The 17,086-nt window shown below is 44.8% G+C and carries 19 protein-coding genes; 17 read left to right on the top strand and 2 right to left on the bottom strand.

The genetic code is table 11. The features are described from left to right. The first annotated feature begins 82 nt into the window (after nucleotides 1-82). The 6 genes from dnaJ to thiI all read left to right on the top strand — a co-directional run bounded on the left by dnaJ (nucleotide 83) and on the right by thiI (nucleotide 6,453). Complete coding sequence (dnaJ, locus tag WKT17_RS07550) at nucleotides 83-1,252, top strand: molecular chaperone DnaJ (protein ID WP_291683254.1); 1,170 nt, start codon at nucleotides 83-85, stop codon at nucleotides 1,250-1,252. 158 nt (nucleotides 1,253-1,410) lie between these two features. After that, complete coding sequence (locus WKT17_RS07545; protein WP_173748692.1) at nucleotides 1,411-2,328, top strand: AEC family transporter; 918 nt, start codon at nucleotides 1,411-1,413, stop codon at nucleotides 2,326-2,328. 35 nt (nucleotides 2,329-2,363) lie between these two features. Then, nucleotides 2,364-3,350, top strand: a complete 987-nt coding sequence (prmA, locus tag WKT17_RS07540) for a 50S ribosomal protein L11 methyltransferase (protein WP_173748691.1) — start codon at nucleotides 2,364-2,366, stop codon at nucleotides 3,348-3,350. Between the two features lie 9 nt (nucleotides 3,351-3,359). Next, nucleotides 3,360-4,100: a 16S rRNA (uracil(1498)-N(3))-methyltransferase gene (locus WKT17_RS07535; RefSeq protein WP_173748690.1), complete on the top strand. Its 741-nt coding sequence runs from the start codon at nucleotides 3,360-3,362 to the stop codon at nucleotides 4,098-4,100. Between the two features lie 2 nt (nucleotides 4,101-4,102). Further along, complete coding sequence (locus WKT17_RS07530) at nucleotides 4,103-5,257, top strand: cysteine desulfurase family protein (protein ID WP_173748689.1); 1,155 nt, start codon at nucleotides 4,103-4,105, stop codon at nucleotides 5,255-5,257. A 17-nt stretch (nucleotides 5,258-5,274) separates the two neighbouring features. Continuing rightward, nucleotides 5,275-6,453: a tRNA uracil 4-sulfurtransferase ThiI gene (thiI, locus tag WKT17_RS07525; RefSeq protein WP_294541874.1), complete on the top strand. Its 1,179-nt coding sequence runs from the start codon at nucleotides 5,275-5,277 to the stop codon at nucleotides 6,451-6,453. Between the two features lie 57 nt (nucleotides 6,454-6,510). Here thiI and WKT17_RS07520 read toward each other — a convergent pair whose 3' ends face one another. Then, nucleotides 6,511-6,744 (bottom strand): HPr family phosphocarrier protein, encoded by a 234-nt coding sequence (locus WKT17_RS07520; protein WP_111920272.1) that lies wholly within the window; start codon nucleotides 6,742-6,744, stop codon nucleotides 6,511-6,513. A 166-nt stretch (nucleotides 6,745-6,910) separates the two neighbouring features. Between WKT17_RS07520 and mtaB the strand changes: the two genes are divergently transcribed. The 9 genes from mtaB to WKT17_RS07475 all read left to right on the top strand — a co-directional run bounded on the left by mtaB (nucleotide 6,911) and on the right by WKT17_RS07475 (nucleotide 13,797). Next, complete coding sequence (mtaB, locus tag WKT17_RS07515; protein WP_291683250.1) at nucleotides 6,911-8,215, top strand: tRNA (N(6)-L-threonylcarbamoyladenosine(37)-C(2))-methylthiotransferase MtaB; 1,305 nt, start codon at nucleotides 6,911-6,913, stop codon at nucleotides 8,213-8,215. Between the two features lie 79 nt (nucleotides 8,216-8,294). Beyond that, entirely contained in the window at nucleotides 8,295-8,564 is a 270-nt protein-coding gene (locus WKT17_RS07510) for an IreB family regulatory phosphoprotein (RefSeq protein ID WP_173748686.1), read from the top strand. A gap of 3 nt (nucleotides 8,565-8,567) precedes the next feature. Next, the gene (ruvX, locus tag WKT17_RS07505; protein ID WP_173748685.1) at nucleotides 8,568-9,002 is read left to right on the top strand and encodes a Holliday junction resolvase RuvX; all 435 of its coding nucleotides are present in this window, start codon (nucleotides 8,568-8,570) and stop codon (nucleotides 9,000-9,002) included. Between the two features lie 98 nt (nucleotides 9,003-9,100). Beyond that, nucleotides 9,101-9,367 carry a DUF1292 domain-containing protein gene (locus tag WKT17_RS07500; RefSeq protein ID WP_173748684.1) on the top strand — a complete coding sequence of 89 codons (267 nt, stop codon included), beginning with the start codon at nucleotides 9,101-9,103 and terminating at the stop codon, nucleotides 9,365-9,367. A gap of 27 nt (nucleotides 9,368-9,394) precedes the next feature. After that, nucleotides 9,395-11,062: a ribonuclease J gene (locus WKT17_RS07495; protein WP_173748683.1), complete on the top strand. Its 1,668-nt coding sequence runs from the start codon at nucleotides 9,395-9,397 to the stop codon at nucleotides 11,060-11,062. A gap of 2 nt (nucleotides 11,063-11,064) precedes the next feature. Continuing rightward, nucleotides 11,065-11,406, top strand: a complete 342-nt coding sequence (locus tag WKT17_RS07490) for a YlbF family regulator (RefSeq protein ID WP_173748682.1) — start codon at nucleotides 11,065-11,067, stop codon at nucleotides 11,404-11,406. Between the two features lie 15 nt (nucleotides 11,407-11,421). Next, on the top strand, nucleotides 11,422-11,910 hold the full coding sequence (locus tag WKT17_RS07485) for an endolytic transglycosylase MltG (protein ID WP_173748681.1): 489 nt from the start codon (nucleotides 11,422-11,424) through the stop codon (nucleotides 11,908-11,910). Further along, a complete protein-coding gene (locus WKT17_RS07480; protein ID WP_173748680.1) occupies nucleotides 11,907-12,560 on the top strand; it encodes an O-methyltransferase in 654 nt (217 codons plus the stop codon). Before WKT17_RS07485 ends, WKT17_RS07480 begins: the two co-directional genes overlap by 4 nt. A gap of 1 nt (nucleotide 12,561) precedes the next feature. Further along, nucleotides 12,562-13,797: a peptidase U32 family protein gene (locus tag WKT17_RS07475; RefSeq protein ID WP_173748679.1), complete on the top strand. Its 1,236-nt coding sequence runs from the start codon at nucleotides 12,562-12,564 to the stop codon at nucleotides 13,795-13,797. Here WKT17_RS07475 and sigK read toward each other — a convergent pair. Then, nucleotides 13,771-14,397: an RNA polymerase sporulation sigma factor SigK gene (sigK, locus tag WKT17_RS07470; RefSeq protein WP_173748678.1), complete on the bottom strand. Its 627-nt coding sequence runs from the start codon at nucleotides 14,395-14,397 to the stop codon at nucleotides 13,771-13,773. The two genes, WKT17_RS07475 and sigK, sit on opposite strands and share 27 nt — an antisense overlap. A gap of 247 nt (nucleotides 14,398-14,644) precedes the next feature. Here sigK and WKT17_RS07465 point away from each other — a divergent pair, with 247 nt between their 5' ends. Both WKT17_RS07465 and dprA read left to right on the top strand, forming a co-directional pair. After that, nucleotides 14,645-16,171 carry a YifB family Mg chelatase-like AAA ATPase gene (locus tag WKT17_RS07465; RefSeq protein WP_330026566.1) on the top strand — a complete coding sequence of 509 codons (1,527 nt, stop codon included), beginning with the start codon at nucleotides 14,645-14,647 and terminating at the stop codon, nucleotides 16,169-16,171. Between the two features lie 17 nt (nucleotides 16,172-16,188). After that, the gene (dprA, locus tag WKT17_RS07460) at nucleotides 16,189-17,085 is read left to right on the top strand and encodes a DNA-processing protein DprA (protein WP_173748676.1); all 897 of its coding nucleotides are present in this window, start codon (nucleotides 16,189-16,191) and stop codon (nucleotides 17,083-17,085) included. The last annotated feature ends 1 nt before the right edge of the window (nucleotide 17,086 follow it).

Here is a 17,086-nt window from a genome sequence, read left to right as displayed (position 1 = left end):
TGAATCAGTAAAGGCATAGACATGGGGTGTTTTCGGGCAGCCCATGTCTATGTGCTTCGATATACAGAAAGGGACAAAACCAATGGCAGAAAAGAGAGATTACTACGAAGTCCTGGGCATAGACCGGGGCGCAGATGACTCTGCGATTAAAAGTGCATATCGTAAACTTGCCAAAAAATACCATCCGGATGTGAATCCGGGAGACAAAGAGGCGGAAAAAAAGTTTAAAGAGGCAACGGAGGCATATGGTGTTTTAAGCGACCCGCAGAAGAGGCAGCAGTATGACCAATTCGGTCACGCGGCATTTGAACAGGGCGGCGGCGGTGCCGGAGGCTTTGGCGGTTTTGGCGGCTTTAACGGCGCAGACATGGGTGATATTTTTGGCGATATTTTCGGTGATTTGTTCGGTGGCGGCGGAAGAAGACGCCCCAATAATGGTCCGATGAAAGGGGCTAATGTCCGTGCAGCCGTGCATATTACGTTTGAGGAAGCTGTTTTCGGCTGTGAAAAAGAGTTGGATTTAAACTTAAAAGATACCTGTAATACTTGCCACGGAACGGGTGCAAAGCCGGGGACTTCTCCGGAAACCTGTCCGAAGTGTCACGGTTCCGGACAGGTGGTTTATACCCAGCAGTCCATGTTTGGCACTATCCAGAATGTGCAGACTTGTCCGGAGTGCCAGGGAACCGGTAAGGTGATAAAGGAAAAATGCACAGATTGCCGCGGTACAGGATTTGTTTCCAGCCGTAAGAAGATTAAAGTTACCATTCCGGCAGGAATTGACAATGGACAGAGCATTCGTATCCGGGATAAGGGTGAACCGGGATTAAACGGTGGTCCGAGAGGGGATTTGATGGTGGAGGTTATTGTAGCACGCCATCCGATTTTCCAGAGACAGGATATGAACATATTCTCGACTGCGCCTATTACGTATGCTCAGGCAGCTTTAGGCGGTGAGGTACGCATCAGTACAGTGGACGGAGATGTTATGTATGATGTGAAACCGGGAACGCAGACGGATACCAAAGTAAGACTGAAAGGTAAGGGTGTACCTTCTCTGAGAAATAAGAATGTCAGAGGAGATCACTACGTGACTCTGGTAGTACAGGTTCCCACCAAATTAAATGAAGAGGCCAAAGAGGCCTTGCGCAAATTTGATGAAGCCTGTGGAAACCGCCCTTCTACTGGCGAGAAAAAGAAAAAATTCGGTGAAAAGCTGAAGCAGGACATTAAAGATATGTTTGATAATTAAGAAAGAAGCAGACTGCTGTTTTGACAGAAAAACCTGTCGGGCAGCAGTCTTTTTCTATGGCTTTCCATATTGCAATTCGGATTTTTTTCCTCTATAATAAATATCATGTGTTTTCTGTATGGGAAACATACAGAAACAGAGGGAGAAAATGAGAATTTATGAGTGGAGTAGTAGTGCTGCAGCAAATGGCGCTGATATTTCTTTTGATTTTAACCGGTTTTGTCCTGTACAGGAAGCAGATAATATCCGAACATGCCTCCAAAGATTTGTCTGCGCTGGTTGTCAATATCTGTTCTCCGGGATTGATTATTGTCAGTATGTTTGAAGACTTATCGTCTGTATCCAGAGACAGTGTGTTATTTGTGGGAATGATAGGTATCTGTTTTTTTCTGTTTTTAAGTGTTTTGGGACTGCTGTTTGTAAAAATACTCAAAGTTTCTGCGCAGGAAAGGGTATCCTATATACTCATGACCGTATTCGGCAATCTGGGATTTATCGGAATTCCGGTAGCGTTGGCAATTATTGGGCCAGAATCCATGGTATATGTGATTGTGTTCAATTTTTTGTTTAATGTGTATATTTATACTTTTGGCGTTATGCTGCTGAAAAAGGGAACATCTGGTGTAAAAACTTCTTTTCGGGATATGTTAAGTCCGGGACTTATAGCTTGTATGGCGGCTTTTTGCATCTATTGGTTTGACATACAGCTTCCGGAGGCTGTAGAAACTGCAGCCGGTTATTACGGCAATGCCTGCACCCTGCTTTCCATGCTGGTTATCGGCATTTCCATGGCAGATATGAAGGTGAAAAGCGTACTGAAAAATACCAGGCTGATGTTGTTTACCCTTTTGCGGTTTGCAGTCTTTCCCATACTGCTGGCTCTGCTGTTAAAGCCGCTGCTTCCGGATTTTGTCATGCGGGCCACCATTGTGCTTATGGCAGCCCTTCCGGTAGGCAATCTTTCAGCCATGCTGTGCAATCAATACGGAAAGGATTCCCGGATAATTGCAGAAGGTATTATTGTGACAACCCTGCTTTCTGTGGTAACAATTACAATTACGTTTTTGTTTGTTTGATACATATAAATAGTTTATATAGAGGAGAGGAAACGATGAAGTGGAAAAAATTCAGAATAAAAACAAAAACAGAGGCTGAGGATATGATTATCAGTTCCCTTTATGACATTGGACTGGAAGGGGCTCAGATAGAAGACCATGTTCCTTTGACCACACTGGAAAAAGAGCAGATGTTTGTGGACATTCTTCCGGATATGCAGGAAGATGACGGCATTGCTTACCTGAGCTTCTTTGTGGAAGAGACAGAAGACGGCGAACTTTTGATGAATGGAGAAGTGACAGCTCAGGAGGACATTTTAAAAGCCGTGGAGGAAGAACTGGACAGCCTGAGAACTTTCATGGATATCGGGGAAGGTTCCATAGAAATCGACGAGACAGAAGACATTGACTGGATTAACAACTGGAAACAGTATTTTAAACAGTTTTATGTAGATGACATTCTGATTATTCCCTCCTGGGAAAAGGTGAAGAAAGAGGATGAAGGCAGAATGATTATTCATATTGACCCGGGAACGGCTTTTGGTACAGGTATGCATGAAACAACACAGCTTTGTATCCGCCAGTTAAAGAAGTATGTGACAAAGGATACAGAACTTCTTGATGTGGGAACCGGAAGCGGTATTCTTTCCATTGCAGCCCTGAAAATGGGGGCGAAGCATGCGGTTGGTACAGATTTGGATACCTGCGCAGTACCGGCTGTAGAAGAAAACAAAGAAGCCAATGACATTCCGGAGGCTGCTTTTGATATGATGATTGGAAACATTATTGATGATAAGGAAGTACAGGATACCGTGGGATATGAAAAATACGATATCGTAGTGGCCAATATCCTGGCCGATGTATTAGTGCCTCTGACTCCGGTAATTATCCATCAGATGAAAAAAGGCGGTATCTACATCACTTCCGGTATTATTGACAACAAAGAGGAAACCGTGGTAAATGCGGTGAAAGCTGCAGGACTGGAAGTGCTGGAAGTGACCTATCAGGGAGAGTGGGTGTCTGTGACAGCCAGAAAGAACTAGGAGAAATCTATGTATCGTTTTTTTGTGGAACCCCGGCAGGTGGGAGAAAAGGAAATTCGTATTCAGGGCTCTGATGTCAATCATATCAAAAATGTGCTTCGCATGAAGCCGGGAGATGAAATATTCATCAGCAGCGGAGAAAATACGGAATATACCTGCTATATTGAAGATATGCAGGAAGAAGAAATTCTGGCACATATTATGTATGCTCAGGAGGCGGGATACGAGCTGTCCTCCAAACTCTATCTCTTTCAGGGGCTTCCTAAAAGTGATAAAATGGAGTTTATCATACAGAAGGCAGTGGAACTGGGTGTTTGTGAAGTGATTCCCGTGGCTTCCAGAAGAGCAGTGGTAAAACTGGACAAAAAGAAAGAAGAGAAGAAGATTGCCAGATGGCAGGCAATTTCAGAAAGCGCTGCCAAGCAGTCTAAAAGAATGTATGTTCCCCGGATTTCCGAGGTGAAAACCTTTCCGGAGGCTGTGGAATATGCAAAAAAGCTGGATGTGGTGCTTCTGCCTTATGAGCTTGCAAAGGGAATGGCCCGGACCAAGGAGATTGTAGAAAACATCCAAAGAGGACAGTCCGTGGGAATTTTTATCGGTCCGGAAGGCGGATTTGAAGAAGCAGAGGTGGAACTGGCGGTGCGGGAAGCAAAGGCCAGCGCTATCACTCTGGGAAAAAGAATTTTAAGAACAGAGACAGCAGGACTTGCAGTGCTGTCTGTATTGATGTTTGCACTGGAGGAATAGAAATGGAAGCATATCTGGATAATTCGGCAACCACCAGATGTTATGAAGAAGTAAAAGACATTGTGGTAAAGACCATGCTGGAGGATTATGGAAATCCTTCTGCTATGCACTTAAAAGGTGTAGAGGCAGAGAATTATGTAAAACAGGCTGCAAAAGAAATTGCAAAAACATTAAAAGTGCAGGAAAAAGAAATTTTCTTTACTTCCGGAGGAACGGAATCCGATAACTGGGCAGTCATAGGAACCGCTTTGGCAAACAGCAGGCAGGGAAAACATATCATTACCACTCCCTTTGAACATGCGGCGGTTTCTGCGCCTTTGGCCTGGCTGGAAAAGCAGGGCTATGAGATTACGGAGATTCCCGTAGATGAGAAGGGAAACCTGCTTCTTGAGCGTCTGGCAGAGACTATTCGGGAAGACACCATTCTGGTTTCCACCATGTATGTGAACAACGAAATGGGAGCCGTAGTACCGGCGGAAGAAATCGGCAGAATCATTCATGAGAAAAATCCCAAAACACTTTATCATGTAGACGCAGTGCAGGGATATGGAAAATACAGAATTTACCCGAAAAAAATGGGGATTGATTTGCTGGCTGTCAGCGGACACAAGATTCACGGGCCAAAGGGGGCCGGCTTTTTATATATAAATGAAAAGGCGAAAATCCAGCCTTTGCTTTTAGGCGGAGGTCAGCAAAAAGGCATGCGTTCCGGAACCGACAATGTGCCGGGAATCGCAGGGCTTGGCGTGGCGGCAAAGAAAATCTATGAGAATCTGGAAGCAGATACCGCCCGTATGAGAGAACTGAAAACATATCTTGCGGCAGAGCTGGAGAAAATGGAACAAGTAGAAATTAACGGACCGGAACCGGAGAAGGGAGCGCCCCATATTTTAAATGTCAGCTTTTTAGGTGTGCGGAGCGAAGTGCTTCTCCATACCCTGGAAGACCGGCAGATTTATGTTTCTGCGGGAAGCGCCTGCTCCAGTCACAAGCGGGCAGGAAGTGCCTCTTTAGGGGCTTTGCGCCTGTCGCCAGAGAGAAAGGAATCCGCCATTCGCTTCAGTCTGTGTGAGTTTACCACAAGAGAAGAACTGGCTTATACCCTGGAAGTATTAAGAGAAGTGCTTCCCATGCTGCGCAGATATGCCAGAAGATAACAGAGAGGAAAAAGATTATGTATAAAGCATTTTTGATTAAATATGCAGAGATTGCCATTAAGGGCAAAAACCGTTATATTTTTGAGGACGCTCTGGTAGAGCAGATAAAGTATCAGTTGAAAGACGTAGAAGGCAAATTCCGTATTGTAAAAGAAATGGGACGTATTTTCGTCTATACGGAAAGTGCATTTGACTATGAAGAAACCATAGAAGCTTTAAAGAGGGTATTTGGTATTTTCAGCATTTGTCCTGCTGTTGTACTGGAAGACGAAGGCTTTGAGAGATTGTCCGAAGAAGTCGCTGCTTATGTGAAAAAACTGTACGGAGATCAAGAACTGACCTTTAAGGTAAATACCAGAAGAAATAAGAAAACCTACCCCATGCAGTCCATGGAAGTCAGCAGCGCTCTTGGCGGCATAATTTTAGACGCCTGCCCGAATATGAAAGTGGATGTACACAAACCGGACGTGTTTGTCAATGTGGAAATCCGAAGCAAAATCTATCTCTATTCTGAAAACATTCCGGGACCGGGCGGTATGCCTCTGGGAACTAACGGAAGCGCTATGCTGCTGCTTTCCGGCGGTATTGACAGTCCTGTGGCAGGCTATATGATTGCTAAAAGAGGTGTGAAAATCGACGCGGTATACTTCCATGCGCCGCCGTACACCAGTGAGAGGGCCAAACAGAAAGTTGTGGATTTAGCAAAACTGGTAGCCAGATACAGCGGTCCTATCCGCCTGCATGTGGTGAATTTTACAGACATACAGCTGTACATTTACGATAAATGTCCTCATGAGGAACTGACCATTATCATGCGCCGCTACATGATGAAAATTGCCGAAGAGTTTGCAAAGAAAGACGGTTGTCTGGGGCTGATTACAGGGGAAAGTATTGGGCAGGTGGCCAGTCAGACGATTCACAGCCTGGCAGCAACAAATGAAGTGTGTACCATGCCGGTATTCCGTCCGGTTATCGGATTTGACAAGCAGGAAATCGTAGACGTAGCGCTGAAAATCAATACTTATGAGACTTCTATTTTGCCTTACGAAGACTGCTGTACCATCTTTGTGGCGAAACATCCGGTGACAAAGCCGAATCTTCAGGTAATTAAACGTTCTGAAGAAAAGTTACAGGAAAAAATCGACGAGATGATGAAAGAGGCTGTGGAAACTGCAGAAACCATTATCTGCGAATAAGAAAAAAGACTGCTGCAAAAGCAGCAGTCTTTTAAAAAATATGAATACGCACTTAAATTAGATTAAGTATGGTTTTAATACTTCCAGGATTTCATCTAAAGCAGCGTCTGTTGCATGAATGTTTAAATCGATAGCCTTAGATAAATCTAAAGAAAAAATACCCATGATGGATTTAGCGTCGATGACATATCTGCCGGATACTAAATCAAAATCATAATCAAATTTTGTGATTTCATTTACAAAGGATTTAACCTTGTCAATGGAATTGAGTGAAATTTTAACTGTTTTCATTGGAATAAAATCCTCCCTTACATCAGATTTTTTAATTGCATTTTACAAGGATAATGTTACCGTTATTGGCAGGAAAAGTCAATATAAAAAAGGGAGAAATAAAATACAAAGAAAATGAAAACAATTCGTCAAAACGCTAGGTCTAAAAAACAGGAAAGGTGGAATTATGAAAAAAAGAGTCGCATTGCATAATCTGGGCTGCAAGGTCAACGCTTATGAACTGGAGGCTATGCAGCAGATGCTGGAAACAGCAGGATATGAAATTGTTCCCTTTGAGCCGGGAGCAGACGTTTATATTATCAATACCTGTACGGTTACCAATATTGCTGACAGAAAGTCAAGACAGATGCTGCACAAAGCCAGAAAGATGAATCCCGATGCCATTGTCATTGCGGCGGGGTGTTATGTGCAGGCACAGAAAGATATGGATAAAATCGATGATGCCATTGACATTGTGCTGGGAAATAACCGGAAGCAGGATTTGCTCTTTATACTGGAAAATTATAAAAAGAACCAGGGACAGGAACGGGAAGTGGTGAATCTGGAGACTCCTGTAGAGTATGAGGACTTGCAGTTGTCCAGAGCAGGAGAGCACACCAGAGCATATCTGAAAGTGCAGGACGGCTGCAACCAGTTCTGCAGTTACTGTATCATTCCTTATGTGAGAGGAAGGGTACGCAGCCGGAAAAAGGAAGACGTACTGACAGAGGTGGAACGTCTGACAAAAAACGGCTATCAGGAGTTTGTACTGACCGGTATTCATCTGAGTTCTTACGGCGTGGACTGTGGGGAAACGCTGCTGTCTCTGATTCAGGACGTACATGCAGTGCCGGGAGTGAAAAGAATCCGTCTGGGTTCCTTAGAACCCAGAATTGTAACCGAAGAATTTGCAGCAGCACTGGGCAGTATGCCTAAAATTTGCCCTCATTTTCATCTGTCTCTACAAAGCGGCTGCAATGAGACCTTGAAACGCATGAACCGTCGTTACACAGCAGAGGAATATTTAAAGGGCTGCGAAATCCTGCGGAAGCATTTTGAAAATCCTGCGCTGACTACGGATGTCATTGTAGGATTTCCGGGAGAGACAGAAGAGGAATTTGCTGAATCCAAAGCTATGATTGAGCAGGCGGACTTTTATGAAACCCATATTTTTAAATATTCCAGGAGACAGGGGACACGGGCAGACGGTATGGAAAACCAGGTGCTGGAGCAGGTAAAGACAGAGAGAAGCCATGTGCTGATTCAGCTTGGAAAAGAACATATGGAAAAATATATGAGTCATTTTGTGGGACAGGAAGTGGAAATTCTCTTTGAAGAAACCATGGAAATCAAGGGAGAAACTTACTGGACAGGGCATACAAAAGAATATCTGAGAGCTGCTGTAAAGACAGAAAAAAACCTGGAAAACTGTATTCGTACGGGGAAAGTTGTGGATTCTGTCGAAGATGGGATTTTTATTTGCACAATATAATAGTTGAATTTCCAAACAAGATATATTAAAATAGTATCATAGTTGCAGTAGTAGAATGAGAGATAAGGGCGTGAATCGTATGGCAAATTTAGAAAATACACAATATTTTAATGTAAAAACAGCTCCGGAAGTGCGCGTGAAGGAAGTCCTGGATTTGGTTTACAATGCGATGGCGGAAAAGGGATACAATCCGGTGAACCAGATTGTGGGCTATATCATGTCAGGAGACCCGACTTACATTACCAGCTACAAGGGTGCCAGAAGTACAATTATGAAAGTAGAACGGGACGAGCTGGTAGAAGAACTTCTGAAGGAATACATTAAAAACGAATCCTGGAAGCGCGGTTAAGCTATGAGGATTATGGGACTGGATTATGGCTCAAAGACCATAGGGGTGGCAGTCAGTGACCCCTTGGGACTGACAGCCCAGGGCGTGGAAATCATCAGAAGAGAAGAGGAAAACAAGCTGCGGAAATCTCTGCGCAGAGTGGAAGAACTGGTGAAAGAATACGAAGTGGAAGAAATTGTTCTGGGATTTCCAAAGAATATGAACAATACTATCGGAGAACGGGCGGAAAAATCACTGCAGCTAAAAGAAACGTTGGAACGAAGATTGGGACTGCCCGTTGTTATGTGGGATGAAAGGCTTACGACAGTGGAAGCCAACCGTACGCTGATGGAAACCGGTGTGCGAAGAGAAAACAGAGGTAAATATGTAGATATGATAGCGGCTGTATTTATTCTGCAGGGCTATTTAGATGCAAAAGCAAACCCGGATACCGTTTGATTGCAAGCCTGAACCATAAGCGGCAGGTTCGGGCAGAAACGAACGTGTTTCCGGGTTCTGTGTATGCCTAAAAAATAAAAAGAGAAAGGACGAAAAAAATGGAAACAGTAATTTTTGACGGAGAAGATGGAACAGAACTGGAATTTGGGATTCTGGAGCAGACAAGAGTAGGGGGCGTGAATTACCTGCTGGTTATTGACCCTGAAGAAAACGACGAAGAAAACGGAAGTGCGGCGTACATTTTAAAAGACATTTCTGAGGATGGCGACGAAGAAGGCTGCTATGTATTCGTAGAAGACGATACGGAATATGAAGCAGTTTATAAGGTCTTTGCTGCTATGTTAGATGACATTGATTTTGAATAGGAACGGACAATAATTGGAGGAATAACATTGAAAAAAAATAATAACGGAAAATTGAGAATCATTCCATTGGGCGGACTGGAACAGATTGGAATGAACATCACAGCCTTTGAATACGAAGACAGTATTGTCGTAGTGGATTGCGGTCTTTCTTTCCCGGAGGACGATATGCTGGGGATTGATTTGGTAATCCCGGATGTAACTTATTTAAAGGACAATATTGACAAAGTCAAAGGTTTTGTCATTACCCATGGACACGAGGATCATATCGGGGCTCTGCCATATGTGCTGAGGGAAGTAAATGTACCGATTTATGCGACTAAACTCACCATAGGACTGATTGACAATAAATTAAAAGAACACAATCTTTTAAGAAGCACAAAGAGAAAAGTAATTAAACACGGACAGTCTATTAACCTGGGCTGCTTCCGTATTGAATTTATAAAGACCAACCACAGTATTCAGGACGCGTCAGCCCTGGCTATTTACTCACCGGCGGGAATCGTGATTCACACAGGAGACTTTAAAGTGGACTATACACCTGTGTTTGGTGATGCCATTGATTTACAGCGTTTTGCAGAGATAGGGAAAAAAGGTGTGCTGGCGCTGATGTGTGACAGTACCAATGCAGAGAGAAAAGGCTTTACCATGTCGGAAAGAACCGTGGGAAAGACCTTCGACAATATTTTTGCAGAACATAGAAATACCCGTATTATCATTGCGACGTTTGCTTCTAATGTGGACAGAGTACAGCAGATTATCAATTCTGCCTATAAATACGGCAGAAAGGTGGCTGTGGAAGGCCGAAGCATGGTAAATGTCATCGGTACAGCAGCAGAACTGGGCTATCTGCAGATACCGGATAAGACGCTGGTGGACATTGACCAGATTAAAAATTATCCGGACGACAAGGTGGTGCTGATTACCACAGGAAGTCAGGGGGAATCCATGGCAGCCCTGTCCCGTATGGCGGCAAACATTCATAAAAAAGTAACCATTAAGCCCAACGACACCATTATTTTCAGCTCTAATCCCATTCCGGGAAATGAGAAGGCTGTGTCAAAGGTGATTAACGAGTTAAGCCGCAAAGGTGCAGACGTGATTTTCCAGGATGCCCATGTATCCGGACATGCATGCCAGGAAGAAATCAAACTGATTTATTCCCTGGTGAAACCCAAATATTCCATACCGGTTCATGGTGAATACCGCCATTTGAAGGCGCAGGCCGGGCTTGCCAGAGACCTGGGTATTCCGAAAGAAAATATTTTTATTCTTTCTTCCGGGGATGTGCTGGAACTCAATGAAGAAGAACCGGCAAAGGTGAAAGAAAAGGTTCGCACAGGCGCTATTTTAGTAGACGGACTGGGTGTAGGCGATGTGGGAAATATCGTTTTAAGAGACCGCCAGCACCTGGCAGAAGACGGCATTATGATTGTGGTACTGACACTGGAAAAACACAGCAGCAGACTGCTGGCAGGACCGGATATTGTTTCCAGAGGCTTCGTCTATGTAAGAGAGTCGGAAGACTTAATGGATGAGGCAAGGATTGTAGTGGAGGATGCCATTGACATCTGCCTGGATAAACACATTACAGATTGGGGAAAAATCAAGAACATTATTAAGGATTCTCTGGGAGATTTCTTGTGGAAGCGCACAAAGAGAAATCCGATGATTCTGCCAATCATCATGGAGGCTTAGACATGAGTTTTGTTGAAACCTGTACAGAAATGCTGGTTTCCGCAATCCGAAATGGCAGCACATACAAGGAGTATTGTGCTGCACTGGATGCGGTTTTCAAGATTCCGGGATTAAAGGAGCAGGTAGATGAAATTCGCCGCCTGAATTACCGGGTGCAGAATGCAAGCGAAGAAACAAAGCTGTACGAGGAGATGGATGACCTGGACGAAAAAATGGATGCATTGTCCGGGATACCGGAAGTAAACCGTTTTCTGGATGCAGAACTGGCCTTGTGCAGACAGCTGCAGGATATCGGAACCGCTATTCATCAGGGCATTCATCTGGACGTGCCTGATTTGTCATAGAGTAAGGAGAACAGTATGGGAAAACAAATCAGAAAACAGAAAAAATCATCCATTATAGCAGGCGGTTTTTTCCGTTTGGGTGTCTATCTGTGTGTGGCTATTGCGGTTATTTATATAGGCAAGTCTGCTTATGATTTCGGATACGAGATTTTTAATCAGGAAGCAGTGGCAACCAAAGAGAACGGGCGGGATATTACCGTGGTTCTGAAAAAAGATGATTCGGTATACCAGATTGGAAAAATCCTGAAAAAAAAGGGATTGATTAAAGACGCAAAGATTTTTGTGGTACAGGAAAAACTTTCCAGTTATAAGGGCAAGCTGCAGGCAGGCACATATATCCTCAACACCAGTATGACCCCGGATGAGATGATGGCCATTCTGGCCAGAGAAAACACAGAGGGACAGCCGGACCAGACAGACGCAAGCGGGGCGGCGAAGGAAGGCAGCTCTGATATCGAAAGCGAATCGGAAAATGCCTCTGATGAGGGAGGAGCAGAGCAGTGATTGTAGATGAGAGAATGGTTACCTACATGAATTCCCTGGATAAGGGGAATACTCCTTTCTTAAATCATCTGGAACAGGAGGCACTGAAAAATCGTGTGCCCATTATCCGAAGAGAAATGCAGAGTTTTTTGAAGGTGCTTCTGCAGATAAAAGCACCGAAACGTATTTTAGAGGTGGGGACCGCAGTGGGGTTTTCCACCCTTCTTATGAGCACATATAATCCGGCGGACTGCGAAATTGTCACCATAGAGAATTATGAAAAGCGGATTCCCATTGCAAAAGAGAATTTCCGAAAAGCCGGTAAGGAGGAACAGATTACACTTCTTGAGGGGGATGCTCAGGAGATTTTGAAGACGCTTACCGGAAGTTTTGATTTTATCTTTATGGATGCAGCCAAGGGACAGTATATCAACTTTTTGCCGGAGGTGCTGCGCCTGTTAGAAGATGGAGGAATTCTTCTTTCCGACAATGTACTGCAGGATGGAGATATTGTAGAATCCCATTTTGCGGTAGAGCGGCGCAACCGGACAATTTACAAGAGAATGAGAGAATATCTCTATGTTTTGAAACATCATGAGTTGCTGGAAACATCGATTCTTCCCCTGGGAGATGGGGTAACTCTGAGCATTAAGAAACAGCAGGAGGAATAAAATGGTTCGTAAACCAGAATTATTAATTCCGGCCAGCAGCCTGGAAGTGCTGAAAATTGCAGTTATGTTTGGCGCAGATGCGGTATATATCGGCGGAGAAGCTTTCGGACTGCGGGCAAAGGCAAAGAATTTTTCCATGGAGGACATGAAAGAAGGAATTGCGTTTGCTCATGAGCATGGAGTAAAAGTATATGTAACAGCCAATATTCTGGCTCACAACGATGATTTAAAGGGTGTGCGGGAATATTTTGAAGAGTTAAAGACAATCAGGCCGGATGCTTTGATTATTTCAGACCCCGGAGTGTTTATGATTGCAAAAGAAGTCTGCCCGGAAATTGAGCGTCATGTAAGTACCCAGGCCAATAATACCAACTACGGAACGTATCAGTTCTGGTGGAATCTGGGAGCCACTAGGGTGGTTACTGCCAGAGAACTGTCTCTGGCGGAGATTCGGGAAATCCGCGCGCACATACCGGAAGAAATGGAAATCGAAAGCTTCATTCACGGGGCTATGTGCATTTCCTATTCCGGCAGATGTCTGCTTTCCAATTTCTTTACCGGACGGGACGCAAACCGGGGAGCCTGTACACATCCCTGCCGTTGGAAGTACTCTCTTGTAGAAGAGACACGGCCGGGAGAATATATGCCCGTTTATGAAAATGAGCGGGGAACCTATATTTTTAATTCCAAAGATTTGTGTATGATTGAGCATATGGATGATGTGCTGGAAGCAGGGATTGACAGCCTGAAAATCGAGGGAAGAATGAAAACGGCCCTCTATGTGGCAACAGTAGCCAGAACCTACAGAAAGGCCATTGATGATTATCTGAAAGACCCGGCACTTTACCGGGAACATATGCCCTGGTATCAGGAACAGATTAAAAGCTGTACTTACCGGCAGTTTACCACTGGATTTTTCTATGGAAAGCCAGATGAAACCACGCAGATTTACGACAACAATACGTACGAAAAAGGCTATACGTATCTTGGTTATATTGAAGGGCGCAGAGAGGACGGCCGTTACCGTATCACCCAGAGGAATAAGTTCCTGCTGGGCGAAACGATAGAAGTGATGAAACCTGACGGAAGAAATGTGAAAGCCCTTGTCAAAGGAATTTTTGACGAGGACGGACAGCCAATGGAAAGTGCACCTCATCCACAGCAGGTTTTGTATGTGGATTTAGAGGCTGAAGTATCTGTCTATGATATTTTAAGAAGACGGGAAGAAACTGCGTAATTTCAGAAGTGCGTTTTTTTCAATACGGGACACATAGGAGCGGCTGATATTCAGCCGCTTTGCTATTTCCCGCTGAGTCAGTTCTTTCTCCCCGTACAGACCATACCGCAGTTTCAGAATTTCCTGCTCCCGCTGGCTTAGAATTTCAGGAAGCAGACGATAGAGAAGGGTGGTGTCCTGTTTCAGCGCATAATTTTTTACCACATCTACGGGTTCCGTTTCAATCACGTCTAACAGACTGATTTCATTGCCCTCTTTATCTGTACCAATGGGTTCATAGAGGGAGACTTCCCGGTTAGACTTTTTTCTGGAGCGCAGAAGCATTAACAATTCGTTGTCAATACATCTGGCTGCATAGGTGGAAAGTTTGCTTGCTTTGGCACTGTCAAAGGTCTGGACAGCTTTAATCAGACCAATGGTACCGATAGAAATCAAGTCGTCCAGTTCTTCTGAAGCTCCCTGATATTTCTTTACAATATGCGCAACCAGACGCAGATTTCGTTCAATTAGGATGTTTTTGGCTTCCAGGCTGCCCTGTTTGTATTCCTGAAGATAATGGCGTTCTTCTTCCGGTGTCAGGGGCTTTAGAAAAGTTTTCACACAGGCATACCTCAGAGGAATTTAATTATAGTTTATGTAAAGAGAAAGAAATTAGTGCTTTTCCATTGTAAAATACCGGAAAATGTGTTAAAATGAACTTCATCAAAATCTAAATTTCAAGGCGGTTCCGCCGATAATTTCCAAAAATAAAAAAGAAAAAAGAAACGGCTGTGAAGATAGGGAATTGTTTCATAGTGCAAAGTGTTTCTGTCTGCAGACAGCCGTTGCAGTTTGGGAGGTATTGCTTATGTTCAGCAGTATAATTTCAGCAGTTATTTCAGGGGTATCCTGTATTCCAGTGAAGGTAGAAGCAGATGTCAGCAATGGACTGCCGCTGTTTTCCATGGTAGGGTATTTGTCTTCCAGGGTGAAGGAGGCACAGGAACGTGTCAGGACAGCACTGAAAAATACGGGGTTTTCTTTTCCGGCCAGGCGGATTACCGTAAATCTGTCTCCGGCGGATATCCGAAAGGAGGGGACAGGATTTGATTTGCCCATTGCAGCGGCTCTTTTATGCGCTTTTGGCAGCCTGGAAGCGGAACAGGTAAGGGACATCTGCATGGTGGGGGAATTGAGTCTGAATGGAGAGGTAAAAGGGGTACAGGGGATTTTGCCCATTGTGGATACTGCAGCAAAGGCAGGGTGCCGTCTTTGCATTATTCCCCGGGAAAATTTAAAGGAGACAGAGTTTCTTGACAACATTCCCATTCTGGGAGTAGGGAGTCTCCGGGAACTGTTGGAGTGTGCCGGACGCCCGGATTGGGGCGCTGTGAAAAATCCGCCTAAGAAATGGGAGTATCAGGAAGAAAAACCGGAAGAGGATCTTTCTGATATTTTCGGTCAGGAGGCAGCCAAGCGGGCGGCAGTGATTGCGGCAGCCGGGTTTCATAATCTGCTGCTGATAGGCAGCAGAGGTGCAGGGAAAACTATGATAGCCAGCCGGATTCCCGGAATTTTTCCGGGGCTTTCCAGGGAAGAAGGCATGGAAGTTTCCGGAATATACAGTGCGGCCGGACTTTTATCCAGTACAAAACCTGTTTTGAAAAAACGTCCTTTCCGCGCGCCGCATCACACCATTTCCCCCACAGCGCTGGCAGGAGGAGGGAGAATTCCGCGGCCGGGAGAAATTACTCTGGCACATAAGGGCGTCCTTTTTTTAGATGAACTGCCGGAATTTTCCCGGATGGCTCTGGAGGTTCTGCGACAGCCTTTGGAAGCGCATAAAATTTGTATTTCCCGTTTGAATGGAACGTATGAATTTCCGTCTCATTTTTTATTGGTTGCTGCCATGAACCCTTGCCCGTGTGGTTACTACCCGGACCGAAACCGGTGTTCCTGTACGGAGGGAGAAGTTGCCAGATACCTGGGGCGAATCAGCAGCCCCCTTTTGGATAGGTTTGATTTGTGTACGGAGGTAAAGGACGTTCCCTCCCAGCAGCTCTGGAGGAGAGAAAGAGGAAAAACTTCGCTGGAAATCCGCAGAGAGGTGCAGCGGGTTCATGAGATTCAGAAAGCACGTTACGGGGAGGAGAAAATCTGTTTCAATGGTTCTCTTGGCGGAAGGGAAACTGAGAAGTACTGCCAGATGGACAGGGAGGGAGAAAGGCTGCTGAAAAAAGCCTATGAAAAAATGAATTTAAGCGTAAGAGGGTATCATAAGATTTTAAAGACAGCCAGAACCATAGCGGATTTGGACAAAGAGGAGCTTATCAGGGAGCCTCATATCAGTGAGGCTGTGTTTTACCGGACCTTAGATGACAAATACCGGAAATAGGAGAAAGGGATTTTTATATGGAACGAAAAGAAAAGATTTGTTGTTATACTGCATTGGAAAAGGAATTTCCGGCAAAACTCCGGGATTATGATAAGATGCCGGGCGTTTTGTACGTGAAAGGACAGTTGCCGGATGTCGGGAAAAAAAGTGTGGCCATTGTAGGAGCCAGAACCTGCAGCCGCTACGGGGCTTATCAGGCCTATGAGTTTGCCAAAGCCCTGGCCGGATACGGAGTACAGATAATCAGCGGCCTGGCCAGAGGGATTGACGGCTGTGCCCACAGAGGCGCTTTGGACGCAGGCGGCGCAACCTTTGCCGTTTTGGGCTGTGGGGTGGATATCTGTTATCCCAGGCAGAATCAAGACTTGTATCAGCGGATAGTGAGTGGCGGCGGAGGCATTTTGTCCGAGTTTCCCCAAGGAACACCACCCTATGCCGGAAATTTTCCAAGGAGAAACAGGATAATCAGCGCTCTGGCGGATTTGATACTGGTGGTGGAGGCCAGAAAGAAAAGCGGTTCTCTGATTACAGCGAACTGCGGACTGGAACAGGGAAAAGCCGTTTTTGCCCTGCCGGGACGGGTGGGGGATGCACTCAGCGAGGGCTGCAACCGGCTTCTGGCAGACGGGGCCGGAGTGGCGGATTCTGTGGAAGCAGTTTTAAGTGAATTGCAGATTTATGGCCAGAAACAGGGAGAGAAGAATGGGGATTTCAGGGAGAAAAAAAAGATTGGGCTTGCAAGCAGAGAAGAAATGGTGTATAGTTGTCTCGATTTACAACCTAAAAATATAGAAGAAATCTTTCAGGAAATTCCTCTGAAAACAAGTGAAATTACAGAGAGTTTACTGAAATTGGAATTAGATGGGCTTATTGAGGAGCCGGTAAAAAATTATTATGCCAGAGCAGGAGGATGAC

The organism is Blautia sp. HCN-20427 (genome assembly GCF_037890365.1).
In the GTDB taxonomy this organism is placed as follows: Bacteria; Bacillota; Clostridia; order Lachnospirales; family Lachnospiraceae; genus Blautia.
The sequence above is the reverse complement of the archived record's forward strand: the minus strand, read 5'-3'. Positions and strand labels throughout refer to the sequence as shown.

What these genes read in the sequence shown, in the direction of transcription:
- dnaJ (WP_291683254.1), top strand. Translation starts at nt 83, where the DNA reads ATGGCAGAAAAGAGAGATTACTACGAAGTCCTGGGCATAGACCGGGGC.
- WKT17_RS07545 (WP_173748692.1), top strand. Translation starts at nt 1,411, where the DNA reads ATGAGTGGAGTAGTAGTGCTGCAGCAAATGGCGCTGATATTTCTTTTG.
- prmA (WP_173748691.1), top strand. Translation starts at nt 2,364, where the DNA reads ATGAAGTGGAAAAAATTCAGAATAAAAACAAAAACAGAGGCTGAGGAT.
- WKT17_RS07535 (WP_173748690.1), top strand. Translation starts at nt 3,360, where the DNA reads ATGTATCGTTTTTTTGTGGAACCCCGGCAGGTGGGAGAAAAGGAAATT.
- WKT17_RS07530 (WP_173748689.1), top strand. Translation starts at nt 4,103, where the DNA reads ATGGAAGCATATCTGGATAATTCGGCAACCACCAGATGTTATGAAGAA.
- thiI (WP_294541874.1), top strand. Translation starts at nt 5,275, where the DNA reads ATGTATAAAGCATTTTTGATTAAATATGCAGAGATTGCCATTAAGGGC.
- WKT17_RS07520 (WP_111920272.1), bottom strand. Translation starts at nt 6,744, where the DNA reads ATGAAAACAGTTAAAATTTCACTCAATTCCATTGACAAGGTTAAATCC.
- mtaB (WP_291683250.1), top strand. Translation starts at nt 6,911, where the DNA reads ATGAAAAAAAGAGTCGCATTGCATAATCTGGGCTGCAAGGTCAACGCT.
- WKT17_RS07510 (WP_173748686.1), top strand. Translation starts at nt 8,295, where the DNA reads ATGGCAAATTTAGAAAATACACAATATTTTAATGTAAAAACAGCTCCG.
- ruvX (WP_173748685.1), top strand. Translation starts at nt 8,568, where the DNA reads ATGAGGATTATGGGACTGGATTATGGCTCAAAGACCATAGGGGTGGCA.
- WKT17_RS07500 (WP_173748684.1), top strand. Translation starts at nt 9,101, where the DNA reads ATGGAAACAGTAATTTTTGACGGAGAAGATGGAACAGAACTGGAATTT.
- WKT17_RS07490 (WP_173748682.1), top strand. Translation starts at nt 11,065, where the DNA reads ATGAGTTTTGTTGAAACCTGTACAGAAATGCTGGTTTCCGCAATCCGA.
- WKT17_RS07485 (WP_173748681.1), top strand. Translation starts at nt 11,422, where the DNA reads ATGGGAAAACAAATCAGAAAACAGAAAAAATCATCCATTATAGCAGGC.
- WKT17_RS07475 (WP_173748679.1), top strand. Translation starts at nt 12,562, where the DNA reads ATGGTTCGTAAACCAGAATTATTAATTCCGGCCAGCAGCCTGGAAGTG.
- WKT17_RS07465 (WP_330026566.1), top strand. Translation starts at nt 14,645, where the DNA reads ATGTTCAGCAGTATAATTTCAGCAGTTATTTCAGGGGTATCCTGTATT.
- dprA (WP_173748676.1), top strand. Translation starts at nt 16,189, where the DNA reads ATGGAACGAAAAGAAAAGATTTGTTGTTATACTGCATTGGAAAAGGAA.